This window comes from Phyllobacterium sp. 21LDTY02-6 (assembly GCF_023554255.2).
Classification (GTDB): Bacteria; Pseudomonadota; Alphaproteobacteria; order Rhizobiales; family Rhizobiaceae; genus Phyllobacterium.
The window spans coordinates 76,219-90,619 of sequence record NZ_JAMJWD020000003.1; the positions used below are offsets into that span (position 1 = coordinate 76,219).

Below are 14,401 nucleotides of genomic sequence, written 5' to 3' on the forward strand. Positions count from 1 at the left end.
GTTCTCAGTTTTGTTCTCAGGAGGTCCTCCCGATGCCGCGTCCCGCTAGAATTCTCGCTTTCGGTGACAATGTTGTCGATTGCTATCGCGACCAGAACCTGATGTTTCCCGGCGGGAACTGCATCAACCATGCAGTGTTTGCCCACCGCGCCGGCGCCGAAACGGCCTATGTGGGAGCCGTTTGCGATGACGATGCGGGTTCCCTGATCCGACGGGCCCTGATCGACGAAGGCGTTGACGTGGCATCGCTGCGGATTGAACCCGGGCAGACCGCCTATTGCGTGATCGAGACACAAGACGGCGACCGCGTCTTCGTTGGCGCCAATCTCGGCGTCTCGATAATCGCGCCGTCGCGGGCCGACCTGGCGCGGCTTTCGGATTTCGATGCCGTTCATACAGGCCGATCGAGCCATGTCGACGCCTGGTTGCCCCGCTTTGCCGAATTGACAAAGATCTCGTACGATCTCGCTACTGTCCACGATCCCGAACGTATCGCCCAAGTGGCACCGCATTGCTTCCTGATCGCGTTTTCCGCCGGCAGCGCCACCCGCAAGGAGGCGCTGGTGCTGGCTGAATGTGCCCGCACCGCCGGGGCCCGCTGGTGCCTCGTCACCCGCGGCGTCGAAGGCGCTCTTCTCGCCGGCGAAACTGGCATCGTAGAAGTTCCGGCTGAGCCGGTCGATGCTATCGACACGCTGGGAGCCGGCGACACTTATATTGCCAACGTCCTCGTCGGCCTACTTGACGGCGTCCAGCCAGAGGCCGTCTTAACAAAAGCCGCGGAAGCCGCCGCGCAAACGTGCCTGATGCGCGGTGCCTTCGGTCACGGGGCTCCCATGAGCGTCGACCTTTCAAACATGATGAGCTTGGAAGAGGTCTATCGCACCACCCGCCCCGCACGAACACCCGAAGAAGCCTAGCGGGATATCTGGAAGCAGGACTTGTTCGCCCCGCCAAAAAATCTCGATCTTTTCACCACCAACCACCTGAAAGTTCGATTTTCAGGTGGTTGGCCGGACCAGAGAACCCTGGATACCTGGCCCCGAATTCGCGTTATCCGAACCGTTCGGGGCGAAAGCTATCCAGAAGTGGATGCCGGTTGCCGCTGGCGATCTCCCCGGCCAATAACTCTCCGGCGATAAGCCCAAGCGTGGCTCCGCTGTGGCTGAATGCGACGTAGTAGCCCGGAATATCTTTTAGTTCCCCGAAAACCGGATCGCCGTCACCCGGAATAGGCTTGGGGCCAACGCCATAGCTTTCAATTTCCAGTGTCGGATTGCCTTGCAGGACTTTCGAGGCCTCATCAAGCAAGCCCTGCAGCGTCGAGTTTTTCACCTCATAGCTACCGTCCGGCCGCGTGACTACCTCTTCTTCTGACCAGGCGGAATCGAGCGCGAGGCCGCCTGTCGGTGTCGGTCTGATCGCCACGCGAGGCGTGTTGAGGACCGCACGCAAGTCGTGCTGGCCCGGCGTCGTCCGCACGAGCAGCGCGATCGGTGTGGCATCGGCAATGTGCTGTCCTGCTTTTTTCACCATGCGCGGGACATCCGGACCCGTCGCCAGCAACACGGCATCCGCTTCGAAGCTCGCTCCACTGGCAGTCATAACCCCGCTGGCACGTCCATCCTTGATCACCACCTCGGCACGGCCGGAATCGGAGACGAGTTTGCCGCCGCGCGCCAGGAATTCTTCCAGTAAAAGCTCAATCAGCGACGGCAGATCGACCCAGCCTTCGCCGGGATTGAATAGAGCGCCTTGCCGCGTCACAGCCCGGGCATCGACGCCGGGAGTGACCGCCGCGATTCCGTCCGGCACGACATGCTGTGCGTCATATCCAATGAGCCGCTCGTGGGCATAAACGTCGGCGATCTCATTGGTGCTGTCATCGGCGTCCCATGTGAGTCCTCCTTCGAAGCGCAGCCACGACGCATCGGGATATTTCGCGGCCAATGTCCGATAGCGGTCGATCCCTACCATGCGCAGACGATGATACGCTTCCGAACGCATGCGCGACGAGTTGAGCCAGGCGAGCGAGCGCCCCGACGCACCGTTCGCGACGGGGCCATTATTGACGAGCGTCGTCGGGATGCCGAGGCGGGCAAGGTGGACAGCCGATGAGATGCCGAAAATGCCGCCTCCTATGACGATGACTCTGGAAACGGGCTTCGACGTTGGAGAGAGTGAATTCATGTCGTGTACTTTCATTCTGTCGTTCTATGCGGTTTTCGTGAGATCATCACGGCCTGGTTCATCAGAGGACCTCGGCCAGGAAGCGTTTTAGCCGTGCGCTGCCGGGATTGTCGAAAATGGCGGATGGCGTGCCGGCTTCGATTACCCGGCCCTCATCCATGAAGACGACCTGGTCAGCGACCTTTCGGGCAAAGCCCATCTCGTGCGTGACGACGACCATGGTCATGCCTTGCCGCCCGAGATCTGCCATCAGGTCAAGCACGCCTTTTACCAGTTCGGGGTCAAGCGCGCTCGTTACCTCATCGAAAAGGATGACTTCCGGATCCATCGCCAGAGCACGAGCAATCGCCACGCGTTGCTGTTGGCCGCCCGAAAGGCCGCCAGGTCGGTGGTGCTGGCGGGAAGCGAGCCCCACATCGGCAAGCCGCGCCTCGGCAATCCGTTGGGCTTCCTGCCGGGGCATGCCCTTGATCCTGACGAGCGCTAGCATGACGTTCTGAAGGGCCGTGTGGTCCGGAAACAGGTTGAAGTGCTGGAATACCATCCCGATACGCCGGCGCAGTCTTTCCGGCTTCATAGCCAGAATGCTCACCCCATCGAGGAGCACGTCGCCGGCCCTCGGCTCGACTAGCCGGTTGATACACCGCAGCAAGGTCGATTTGCCCGAACCCGACGGACCGATGATGCAAGTCACGGTGCCCGGCCTGACGGTAAGATTGACGCCTTTCAATACTTCAACATCGCCATAAGCCATAGCGAGATCGCTGATCTGGAGGCTGCCACCCTTGAACTGGGGTCGGGTTTCGCTACGGTGCCCGGATATTTGACCCGTGGCATTGGCGCCGGAATCGTCCAATTCGCTTAATTCGGCAAGACCGCTCGTGATGGGTCCACCTCCGCGCTGCTTGCCGAGCCTCAGGCGGTCGTCAATATAGTTGACGAGATGCGTCAGCGGCACTGTGATGACGAGATAGAAAACGCCGGCCAGAAGCAGTGGTGACAGATTGCCCGTGACGACCGCCTGGTCCTGTCCCACACGGAAGATCTCGCGTTCGGATGCAAGCAGGCCAAGGAAATAGACGAGGCTCGAATCCTTTACGTTGCCGATGAATTGATTGACGAGCGCCGGCAGCACGCGCCGGATCCCCTGCGGTATCACGATCAGTCGCATGCTTTGGCCGTAACTCATGCTGAGCGCCCGGCACGCCTCCATCTGCCCGCGTTCGACGCTCTGGATGCCCGCGCGGAATATCTCTCCCATATAGGCACCGGCGATCAGGCTAAGTGCAAGGATGCCGAGCGGATAGGGTGACGGTCCGAAGAGTTCGCGACCGATGCGAGCGAAGCCTTGGCCGATCAGAAGAATGGTGACGATCGCGGGCAACCCACGGAAGATGTCGGTATAGATACGAGCTGGTATCCGCAGCCATCGCGACTGCGAGATCCCCATCACAGCGAGCACCATGCCAATGACCACCCCAAGCACGGTGGAGGCCGCTGCCAGTATCAACGTGTTTTTCAGTCCGATGGTGATCATGTTCGGCAGTACCGCCGCCATCGCCTCCCAGTCGAGGAAACTGCGGCGCAGGTTCTCAAGCCAGTTCATTTAATCCCCTTTACTGTCGTGCCCCAAGTGCCCTGTGCGGGCGGACGAGCTATCGCTTGGTCCTGCGTCCGCCCATGGCAAAGACCGGCATGAGTCTATTGCTTGGGAAGGTAAGCGTCCGGCATCGGCGAGCCGGGGAACCATTTTTCATACAGGTTTTTCCAGGTTCCATCTTGCATCGCGGCATGAAGGGCGCCGTTCAGTGCCTCACGAAATGCCTCATTCCCCTTGCGCACGACAAAACCGGCGGGAGCGTCGAAAGACGGAATATTGACCGCGATTTTCAGATCGGAATAGCGGTCGCCATATTGCTTGGCAGCCTCATAATCGAGAAAATGCGCATCGATGGTCCCGTTGTTGAGAGCCGAAACGGCGGAATTGTTATCGGGGAATTTGACGATGTCGGCTTCCCCGAAATTCTTCTCAGCATATGTTTCCTGCAGCGTTCCCTGCACCACGCCGAGCCGTTTGCCTTTCAGGCCATCGGCGGAGGTGATCGTTGTATCCGGCGTCAGCACCGAGAGATAACCCGCGAGATAGCCGTCAGAAAAATCGACGGTCTTCTTGCGCGTGTCGGTCGTACCGATCGCGGCAACGGCGACATCGAAGCGCTCATTGGCCACGGAAGGCAGGAGCGCCGCAAATTCCTGACCGGTGAAGATGACCTGATCTTTCTGAAATCCAAGGCGGCTGGCTACATTGAGGAAGAACTCGATATCGAAGCCGGTGAATTCCCCCTCTGCCGTAGTGAAGGCGTAAGGCTTGGAATCTCCCATCGTGCCGACGCTGATCACCTTTGGGTCGATCAGATTGTAGGGATTGCCTTCGGCGGCAGGGGTTTGTGCGACCGCTCCGAAGCTAACGGATAGAAGCGTCAACGCCATCACCCCGCTACGAATGGGCGAAAGCAAGGGTGCGAAAATGCCGATTTTGCTCATGTTCTTCTCCTCTGGAAACCCTGTTATTTTTATATAATGAGACCGGTCTCATCACGATTGATACCGGTCTCATTATCAATTATTAGTTCTTGATTGACCTGCCGTCAATGTCTCCTGTAGTGCTTCGATACATGAAAGATTCAGGCAAAGCCCGCTCCGTTACCGTCAGCGATGTTGCGCGCGAGGCGAAGGTCTCGAAGGCGACGGCCGCACGTGTTCTTGGCGGCTACGGGGTTTTCAGCGAAAAAGTATATGAAAAAGTCATGGCCGCGGCCCAAGCGTTGGACTATCGGCCTAACGAGCTTGCTCGCAGTATGACGACCGGCAAGTCGGGGATTATTGGTGTGGTCGTCGGCGATATCGAAAACCCGTTCTTCAGCTACGCCGTGCGCGGCATCAGCGATGCGGCGCGCGCCGCCGGCCTCAACGTCATTCTGGCAAATTCGGGGGAGCAGATCGAGGCGGAGAAGAGCGCCGTGCGCGTGCTGATGGGAAAGCGCGTGGACGGGTTGATCGTGACGCCGGCGGAGTCTCGTGACATCGCGCATCTGCGCGATATTCATCGCTCCGGTCGGCCGTTGGCCCTGCTCGACCGCGCCTTGCCCGATCTCCAGGTCGATACCGTCACGGTAGATGACCGGAAAGCAGCGATGCGGGCGACACGGATGTTGACGGCCGCGGGCCACCGCGACATCGCCTATGTGACAGCGGTCGATTCCGACCGGCACGAGTATCGTGACCTCGAACAGGTCTATACGTCCTCGGTGCGAGAACGCGTCGAAGGTTTCCTCTCAGTGTGCCGGGAGGCTGGTATCGAGACGCCTGAACGTCTCGTCCGGCTTGGCGCGACCAGCCCCGAGGAAACGCGTACGATCATCCAAGCGCTTTTGTCAAAAGCTGACAGGCCGACCGCGATTCTGGCGTCTGACAGTCTCGTTGCCCTGGAGATATTCAGGCACATTCGTTACATGGGCTTACACATCCCCAGGGATATTTCACTCATCACATTCCACAATGCTGACTGGACGAGCGTCACGAGCCCGCCGATCACGGTCATCGACCAGCCGGTCTACGCCCTCGGCAAGATGGTGGCGGAACTTCTTATCCGGCGGTTGAAAGGGGAAAAACGGCCGCCGGAAAGGGTGGTGCTCCAGACATCGATTATAGAACGCGGCTCGGTAGGGCCACCACCACCCTCCGGAAGGTAAACGCCGGCCACGGGCTATTGCGCAGGCCCAGATTCTAGGCGAGGTATCATCGCACACATAGAAGAAAGCAAACGAGTGAGTTGAAAATGGCGCCCAACGTAGACAAGCCAGCCAAACGGGGCCGCCCGCCCAAGGTGCTGCTGTCGAAGCGAGAACCTCTTGCCCAACAGGCGGCATCGACAATACGTGGGATGATCATTCGAGGTGAAATGGCGCCCGGCTCGCGCATCCCGGAGAGAACGCTTAGCGAGACGATCAAAATATCGCGAACACCGCTGCGAGAAGCTCTGAAGCTTCTCGAGCGTGACGGCCTCGTTCAAATCTTGCAGAACCGGGGCGCCCGCGTGATGTCCTTTACTGTAAACGAGGCACGAGAGCTCTTCGAGGTCATCGCAGGCATGGAGAGCCTTGCTGCCCAGCTCGCCGCTCGCCGCATCACACCTGTAGAACTGGAAAGACTGGAAGAGTTGCACGGGGCCATGCTGATCCATCATCGCAACCATGACAAGGATCCCTATTTTGCAGTCAACAATCAGATCCATGATCTGATTGTCGAATTTTCAGGCAACAGCATCCTCAGGGCGACCCATGAGGGGCTCATGCTGAGAGCCCGTCGCGGTCGCTATATGGCTATCATGAAACCGTCACGGTGGGACGAGTCGGTAGCGGAGCACGAGGCTCTGATGCAAGCACTCCGCAACCGTGATGCCTCTGCCGCGCGCCGCATTTGGCAGCTGCACCTCAATCACACGGGCGATACGGTCTGTTCCGTTCTTTTGGAGCAACTGGCGGAGACCAGCGGCTGATCAGGCGGCACGAGCGCGTTTCCAGAGACGATCGGCGACCGTTTGGGCCGTGGCGATGATTTCGTCCTGGTCGGCCCAGGTCGCACGGCCGTCATCGATCAGTACCTTGCCGTCGCAGATCACCGTCCTGACATTGGCGCCCGAGCCCAGATGCGCGACTACGCCGAAGCCATCCACAACCGGATGGAGATTGGGTGCGCTGGAATCAAGCAGGACCATATCCGCCCGGTAGCCCACAGCAACGCGTCCGACTTGATCGGCCACGCCTAGTGCCTGCGCCCCGCTCACCGTTGCCCAGCCAAATACCGTGTGTGCGTCGAACACAAAGGTCTCCTTCGCTCGCAGTCGCGCCGAAGCGAGCGCCATGCGCATCGTTTCGAACATATCTCCGGACTTGGTATCGGTGCAGAGCGTGATGTTGGCACCCGCGGCCGCAAGCGCAGCGATGGGTGCCGCCGCTCCAAAAGCAGCGTTTCCTATGGGCGCGTGAGCGACCTGAATGCCCGAATTCCCAAGCTTGTTTACCTCGTCTTCCTCCAGAAAGATGCAATGGGCAGCAACAAGCCGCTCGTTCAGAAGGCCGAGATCGTCCAGGAAGTCACTGGAGCGCATACCCTCGCGGGCCTTCATGTGGGCGATCTCCATACGCGACTGTGCGAGATGAGTGTGAACCTGACGGCCGTCCTTTTCCGCCATTGTTGCGATGAGCTTGAAAAGATCCCGGGATACCGTATCCGGCGCGTGAGGTGCGTAGAAGCAACGGATCAGTCCTCCGTTGGCGCCATCCCAATCGTCAATAAGCGTCAGGTTGTCCGCAAGCGTTTCCTTTCCCAGTGCGACGTCTGGCTGGAACCGACCTTCGGCAAGAGCCGCAGTATCAACATCCATCACACGCCCTCCGAGAAAGGCACGAACGCCCGCCTCGGTTGCAGCCTTTGCCAGAGCAAGAGGCTTGCGATAGTAGTCGACGATCGAGGTACACCCGAAGCGAACCATCTCGAGGAGGCCAAGGCGCGACAACGCCAGAGTTTCTTCATCGGAGAGCCAGTGTCCCTGCGGAACACCCTTGGTATAGGCCGGGGCAAAACCAATATCCTCCACCATGCCGCGCACGATCATCAGCGGTGAATGATTATGGGTATTGACGAAGCCCGGCATCAACATGCCGCCACGTCCGTCAATGCGCCTGTCTGCGAGACTCTTTCGCAACTCTATTGCCGGGCCGATGGCGGCAATCGCGCCATTGCATATCCCTACGGCCATATCTCGTGCGATGGCTTCTCCAAATGTTACGATCGCAACATTCTCGACAAGCAAATCAAATCGGGCTCCTTGGGCGGCAGTGTTCGGCATCAGTGTCTCCGATAGTCAGTGTGAGGAAATTATGTGCAGCAGCCACCAATATAGGCAGCAGGATCACCAAGTGTGATAATTATTCATATATAATATGATGTAAATAAAGAATTTTTTGAAATGGCATGCAATTTGCTTGGTTAGTGGCGTATTCGTCATTCCACGTAACCGAGAGAGATCGCCATGACCAAGAATGGATTTTCAGACCTTACCCGTCGAAGCTTCCTGAAGAGCGCTACGGCGACGGCAACGCTGCTGGCTGCACCTGGAATACTGCGTGCCGAGACCAAGGAGCTGGTCGTCGGCGGGGCGGCAAGCCACACCAAATGGGTAGAGGAAATCGTCGCCCCGGCCTTCGAAAAAAAATATGGCGCGCGGATCATTTTCGAGGGTACGAAATCACTCGTAAATCTTGAAAAAATGCAATCGAACAAGGCCAAACCGTATCTGTCCGTGGTGCAGATGGACGACCCGGTCATGATCATGGCCGTCAATGAGAACCTGCTGACGCCGATCACGCCGGCACTTGCGCCAAATGTCGCAAAGCTTCGTCAGGGTACGGTCCATATGGACGGCATGTGGGCCAATTACGTCCAGCCCTGGGCGGGTATCGCTTACAACAAGTCGGTGAGCGGGGTGGACAGCTGGACCAAGCTCTGGGACCCGGCCTTCAAAGGCAGGGTAGTCATCCCATCCCTGCAGAACACGGAAGGGATGTGGACATTGTTCATGGCAGCCCATCTTGCCACGGGCAAGCCACTGGCCGAGGCGCAATATGAGATTGATGCCGCATTCGCAAAGCTTGAGGAACTGAAGCCGAACCTTCTCAACGTCTATGCCGTCCTGACGCAATCCTTCAACCTTCTGGAGCAGAACGAAATTGCCATGCTGGCCGGACAGTTCTCCTCCTACACCATTCCGAGGGTGACGGAGGGGGCGACTATCGACCTTGCTGCTCCAAAGGAAGGCATCTTCGCAATGCCGTCTGGCATTTGCCTGGTCAAGGATGGCCCCAATCCCGAGCTCGCGGCAGCCTATGTAAACGAGATGCTGGGCGCTGAACTGCAGAGCATCCTGGCGGAATCCACATACTCTCTTCCCGCCAACACCGAAGTGAAGGGTGTCGATATCGCGCCGGCAGGTATCGAGGTTTTCGGTCCGGACTGGGCATTCGTATCGAAGAACCGCGCCAATTGGATCGATCGTTTCGATCGCATGATGGCGATCTAATTTTCTCGGCAAAATGACGGCGGGCCGTCCACGCCCGTCCTCCACAAAGGGAAGCGGAATGTATCTGGACGTAAAAGGTATAATCAAGAGCTATCGGGACAACACCGTCCTTGACGGTCTCGATTTCTCGGTTGCCAGGGGCGAGCTGGTATCCCTGCTCGGCCCCTCAGGCTGCGGAAAAACCACCTTGCTGCGCATGATAGCAGGCCTGGTTACGGCGGATCATGGCACGATACGGCTGGCTGAACGCGATGTGACCGGATTGCCGGCCCATAAACGCAACGTTTCGGTGGTCTTTCAGAACTACGCATTGTTCCCGCATCTCAATGTTTCTGAAAATGTCGGGTTCGGCCTGGCCGCACGCGGAGTTTCCAAGGCAGAGCAAAGGACCCCGGTCGAAGAAGCTTTGGCATTGGTGCGCATGGAGCAATTCGCCGACCGACCTATTTCGGCACTCTCAGGCGGGCAGCAACAGCGTGTAGCCGTCGCCCGCGCACTGGTCGTGGCCCCTGATTTGCTGTTGCTGGATGAGCCTTTTTCGGCGCTCGACCGCAAATTGCGAGAAACCATGCAAGTCGAACTCAAGGCTCTCTTGCGCTCTCGCGGCATTACGGCTGTTTTCGTAACCCACGATCAGGAAGAGGCGCTCGCCGTGTCCGATCGGATCGCCGTCATGAACCGTGGGCGGATTGAGCAATATGGCGGACCGATGGAGCTCTATTCCCGCCCGGCAACGAGTTTCGTCCTCGATTTTGTTGGTATGTCGACCCGTATCGCTGGAACGGTCAAGAAGGTCGAGGGTCGTTCGCTGCTGATCTCGACGGCCTATGGGGAGGTAACTGCACCGGGTAACTTTATCCAGGGCGCGAAGGTCCTTCTCGGTGTTCGGCCGGAACATCTCGACCCCGTGCCGGGTGCTGCCGGCAGCAACAGCATAACCGTGGCACTCAGCGATGTCATGTGCCTCGGGGCGAAGACACTTGTTCACGCCACCGCTTCGGGCGCCGACCGCATCATCTGCGAGCAATCGGGCGCCGCCCAGCAGGGCCTGCCTTCGACCGGCGAACCGGTAACGCTCTCCTGGAACGTGGAACAGACATTGGTCTATCCGGCGGAGGGAGTGCAATGAGCCAATTCAACGGAGCCGCAGCCGCGCCTGGCCGACGAACTGATCCATTCCTGCTTCTGGCTGTTCCGGCGCTCTGTCTGCTTGGCATGCTGTTTGTATTGCCGATCGTCTTCCTGCTCGTGAAAAGTTTCAGGGACACGACGGGCAATCTATCGATTGCCACTTATGTCGCGTTTTTCTCCGATCCCTTCATGCTGACGGCACTTCGCCGTACTATTGTGGTCGCGATAGAAACCACACTCCTGACACTCCTTCTTGGCTATCCTACCGCCTTTGCTCTGGCACGCGCTCGCGGATTTACCCAGACAATCATACTCATAGCGATGATCCTCCCGCTGTCGGTCGGCGTGATCGTCAAGGCCTTTGCCTGGTCTATCGTTTTCCGTACCGACGGCGTGATCAACAAAACACTGCTCGGTCTTGGCATCATCGACCAACCCTTGCGGCTGCTTTTCACCGAAACAGCCCTGGTGATCGGTGCGACAAATATATTCCTGCCGTTCATGGTGTTACCAATCTACGCGGTCATTCGCCAGACCGACCCAAACCTTCGCTCAGCTGCGGCTACGCTGGGTGCCGGGCCGTTGTTCTGTTTCTTCCGGGTAACCTTGCCACTGACGCTTCCTGGTATCGTCGCGGGCGCCGCCTTTGTCTTCTCAATGGCGGTGGCGATGTATGTGATACCCAACCTGATCATCGGCGAACGCACGCAGACCCTGTCCATGCTGATCGCCAGGTCCTTTCTCTATCTTCGGAACGAACAAATGGGGTCGACCATATCAACCATATTGCTTGCGATTGCGGCATTCATCGTCATCGTCTCGTCCGTCATCCTGAAGAGACTTTCCGGGAGGCAGGCATGACCCTCACCGATAGAATTGCAACCGTTGCAAGCTGGATTGTCGCGCTTGCGGTCTGCATCTATTTACTGACACCACTCATCATAACGGTGATCGTGTCCTTCACTTCTTCCAGCGTCTATACGCTACCGCCGCCAGGCTGGTCATTGCGTTGGTACGAAACCATGGCGCGCAAGCATGATTTGATCAGTGCCTTGTGGCTTTCGGTCAATCTTGCGTCGATCTCCACGATAATCGCGCTGGTGGTTGGCACACTCGCCTCGCTTGCCATTGTACGCGGCCGCTTTCCGGGGCGCGAAATACTGGCCACGGTGACAGTGTCGCCGCTGATGATGCCAGGGCTCGTTATCGGTGTCGCATTGCTGCAGTTCTTCCGCGATCTCGGCTTGCGCGATGCCTATTGGAGCCTTTTGCTGGCCCATATCGTCATCACCCTACCCTATATCGTGCGCACGCTCGTCGCGGCGCTGGAAAAGTTCGACTTCTCCCTGATCGATGCTGCCCAGACACTTGGCCTTCCATATTCCCGGGCGATTATCAAAGTCATGGTGCCGGGCCTGGCACCCGCATTTCTAACCTCTGGCATGTTCGCTTTTCTCGCGTCGATGGACAATTATCCGATCTCGATCTTTCTAACAGACGCCTGGAACAAGACACTTCCGATCAAGATGCTGCAATATCTCGAGGAAGCGCCGGATCCGACGATCGCTGCCGTTTCATCCGGCCTCATCGTGCTCGCCCTGACGGCATTGGTCATAGGCTCCAGAACTGTCGGCCTTAACCGGATGATCCAATAATGGCCGATAGACGAGATTTCATTGGTTATCGCGATGGATATCCCGCCGTCGACTGGCCGGGAGGTGCGCAGCTCGCAGTTTCCCTTGTCGTCAACGTCGAGGAGGGATCGGAACTCTCGATCGCCGATGGAGACGAGCGCAATGAAAGCGTCTACGAGGCGCGCGAAGAAGTCATAGGCGTACCGGACCCGTGCATGGAGAGCCATTATGGCTACGGTCCGCGTGCCGGTTATCGTCGCATAGTCGATGTGCTTGCAAAGCATGGCGTGCCAGCGACCTTTTCCTGCTGTGGCCGGACGGCAGTGCGGTCGCCATGGCTGGTTCAAGACGCGATAGCTCGCGGCCACGAAGTAAGTTGTCACGGCTGGCGATGGGAGAGCCTGGCGGGCATGACAGAGGACGAGCAGCGGCGAAATATCGCTCGAACATTCGAAGCGATCCGGAACGTGACCGGCATGGCACCAAGCGGCTGGCATACACGCTCGGCTTCCACGCCGGAGACCAGACGGTTGCTCGTTGAACACGGCGGCTTCCTTTACGATTCCGACGCCTATGATGATGACGCACCCTACGTCGTCTCCGTCGGCAACGGGCCGCATGTAGTCCTTCCCTACGCATTCGACACCAATGATATGCGCTTCCAGCCGGGCGGCGGGTTCGTGCATCCGGAGGATTTCAGCCGCTATTGCCTGGCTGCCTTTGACCGGCTGTGGCAGGAGGGCGCCGGTGCGCCGCGCATGTTGAGCATTGGGTTGCACCTGCGCATCATCGGCCGCCCGGCTCGCATCGGCGCTCTTGAGGCATTGCTGGAGGCGATTGCAGCACGCGGCAATATCTGGTTCGCCACACGTGCCCAGATTGCTACCCATTGGCGGCGAGCTACGGGCCTGCCTGATTTTCAGCCGGCTGGAGCTAATGATGCAACTATATGAAGACGTCATAACCATGAGCGCCCGAGAAATAGCGGCTGCCGTAAACACCGGAAGGCTGTCCGCCATAGACGCTGTTCGCGCCCATCTCGCCATCATATCGGAGCGGAACCCTTCGCTGAATGCGATTGTTGCCATTGATAGCGGGAAATCGTTGCAACAGGCGCGTATTGTCGATGAGCGCATAGGCGGCGGGGAATGTCTTCCGCTTGCCGGCGTGCCGATCATCGTCAAGGACAACATATGGGTAGAGGATTGGCCGATAACTCAGGGTTCGCGCCTTTTCGCCAATTTCATCGCTGACAGCGATGCCGAGGCCGTCAGGCTGGCGAGACAGGCTGGAGCCGTCATCGTCGGGATCGGCGCTTGCTCCGAATTCGCTGCCAAAGGCGTTACAGCAACGCCGCTTTATGGCACGACCCGACACCCGCTGGCTCACTCCCTGACGCCCGGCGGCTCGTCGGGCGGCAATGCAGCCGCGCTTGCTGCCGGCATGGCACCGTTGGCACTCGGAACAGATGCCGGCGGATCGAGCCGTCGCCCACCAGCCCATTGCGGCATCGTCGGATTCAAGCCCAGCCAGGACGCGATCCCCTATGGACCGGGATTTGCCGAGCCGTTCTGGGGCGTTTCAGTCATCGCGCCAATGGGCCGGACGGTCGATGACTGTGCGCTACTATTCGAGGCATTGACCGGCAATACACCTGCTCCGCAGCGCCCGTTGCGTCTCGGTTACCATCCCACCTTCGGTATTGATGCCGCCGTCGACGCTGATGTTGCTGCAGCTTTTGAAGCGGCACGCAGACGAATTTTGGCGGCGGGTGTGGAGATGGATGCAGTGACAATGGCCTGGCCCGAGGGAACCAATGAAGAAGTACTCATGCCGCTTCAGCATGCTGGCCTTGCCATGCTCTATGGGGAGCGCTGGCAGCACGAACCAGACCTCTTTGATCCCGATATCGGATCTCAAATCGAACGCGGCCTGTCGCTCCCGGGCGTCGCAGTTGCCCGAGCCCTTGATCAGTCACACAGGCTGCGCGGTTGCCTGGACCATATATTTGCCCAGTACGATCTACTCATCGGCTTGACGACACCCTGCGGCCCCTGGCCCCATGACCGCCTTGGTCCCGAGACCATCGGCGGCAAGCCCGTCTCACCCCGCGATCATGCTGCCCTGACCCCTCGCTTCAATCATGCCGGTCTGCCAGCCCTCTCCTTACCGTGCGGCTCTGACCGCAATGGTTTGCCGGTTGGCATGCAGATCGTTGGACCCGCCGGCGCGGACACATTTGTACTGGCAGCGGCAGCGCAGTTTGAAACGATTCTTGCAGGCCCGGTTGCTTAACCGGAAGGAG

General features: G+C 58.7%; 13 protein-coding genes. 9 read left to right on the top strand and 4 right to left on the bottom strand.

The annotated features are described in order from the left end of the window. Positions 1 to 32: 32 nt before the first annotated feature. A complete protein-coding gene (locus M8997_RS11845; protein ID WP_250020003.1) occupies positions 33 to 920 on the top strand; it encodes a PfkB family carbohydrate kinase in 888 nt (295 codons plus the stop codon). Between the two features lie 133 nt (positions 921 to 1,053). Here the strand turns inward: M8997_RS11845 and M8997_RS11850 are convergent, their stop codons facing one another. From M8997_RS11850 to M8997_RS11865, 3 genes are all read right to left on the bottom strand, one after another. Beyond that, a complete protein-coding gene (locus M8997_RS11850) occupies positions 1,054 to 2,205 on the bottom strand; it encodes an FAD-binding oxidoreductase (protein WP_250020004.1) in 1,152 nt (383 codons plus the stop codon). Between the two features lie 46 nt (positions 2,206 to 2,251). After that, a complete protein-coding gene (locus M8997_RS22200) occupies positions 2,252 to 3,796 on the bottom strand; it encodes an amino acid ABC transporter permease/ATP-binding protein (protein WP_305884372.1) in 1,545 nt (514 codons plus the stop codon). Between the two features lie 95 nt (positions 3,797 to 3,891). Next, positions 3,892 to 4,734 carry an ABC transporter substrate-binding protein gene (locus M8997_RS11865; RefSeq protein WP_250020005.1) on the bottom strand — a complete coding sequence of 281 codons (843 nt, stop codon included), beginning with the start codon at positions 4,732 to 4,734 and terminating at the stop codon, positions 3,892 to 3,894. Positions 4,735 to 4,865: 131 nt separating this feature from the next. Between M8997_RS11865 and M8997_RS11870 the strand changes: the two genes are divergently transcribed. Beyond that, entirely contained in the window at positions 4,866 to 5,942 is a 1,077-nt protein-coding gene (locus M8997_RS11870) for a LacI family DNA-binding transcriptional regulator (RefSeq protein ID WP_250020006.1), read from the top strand. A gap of 86 nt (positions 5,943 to 6,028) precedes the next feature. After that, positions 6,029 to 6,748: a GntR family transcriptional regulator gene (locus M8997_RS11875; protein ID WP_250020007.1), complete on the top strand. Its 720-nt coding sequence runs from the start codon at positions 6,029 to 6,031 to the stop codon at positions 6,746 to 6,748. Here M8997_RS11875 and M8997_RS11880 read toward each other — a convergent pair whose 3' ends face one another. Further along, positions 6,749 to 8,101 (bottom strand): amidohydrolase family protein, encoded by a 1,353-nt coding sequence (locus tag M8997_RS11880; protein WP_250020008.1) that lies wholly within the window; start codon positions 8,099 to 8,101, stop codon positions 6,749 to 6,751. A gap of 183 nt (positions 8,102 to 8,284) precedes the next feature. Between M8997_RS11880 and M8997_RS11885 the strand changes: the two genes are divergently transcribed. Genes M8997_RS11885 through M8997_RS11910 form a run of 6 tightly spaced genes read left to right on the top strand, consistent with a single transcriptional unit; the run spans position 8,285 to position 14,391 of the window. Then, entirely contained in the window at positions 8,285 to 9,331 is a 1,047-nt protein-coding gene (locus M8997_RS11885) for an extracellular solute-binding protein (protein WP_250020009.1), read from the top strand. A gap of 58 nt (positions 9,332 to 9,389) precedes the next feature. Beyond that, positions 9,390 to 10,460: an ABC transporter ATP-binding protein gene (locus M8997_RS11890; RefSeq protein WP_250020010.1), complete on the top strand. Its 1,071-nt coding sequence runs from the start codon at positions 9,390 to 9,392 to the stop codon at positions 10,458 to 10,460. After that, a complete protein-coding gene (locus tag M8997_RS11895; protein ID WP_250020011.1) occupies positions 10,457 to 11,323 on the top strand; it encodes an ABC transporter permease in 867 nt (288 codons plus the stop codon). Before M8997_RS11890 ends, M8997_RS11895 begins: the two co-directional genes overlap by 4 nt. Then, on the top strand, positions 11,320 to 12,117 hold the full coding sequence (locus M8997_RS11900) for an ABC transporter permease (RefSeq protein WP_250020012.1): 798 nt from the start codon (positions 11,320 to 11,322) through the stop codon (positions 12,115 to 12,117). Before M8997_RS11895 ends, M8997_RS11900 begins: the two co-directional genes overlap by 4 nt. Then, positions 12,117 to 13,049, top strand: a complete 933-nt coding sequence (locus M8997_RS11905) for a polysaccharide deacetylase family protein (protein WP_250020013.1) — start codon at positions 12,117 to 12,119, stop codon at positions 13,047 to 13,049. The genes M8997_RS11900 and M8997_RS11905 overlap by 1 nt, the downstream gene beginning before the upstream one ends. Beyond that, positions 12,976 to 14,391 carry an amidase gene (locus M8997_RS11910; RefSeq protein ID WP_250020014.1) on the top strand — a complete coding sequence of 472 codons (1,416 nt, stop codon included), beginning with the start codon at positions 12,976 to 12,978 and terminating at the stop codon, positions 14,389 to 14,391. Before M8997_RS11905 ends, M8997_RS11910 begins: the two co-directional genes overlap by 74 nt. Positions 14,392 to 14,401: the final 10 nt, after the last annotated feature.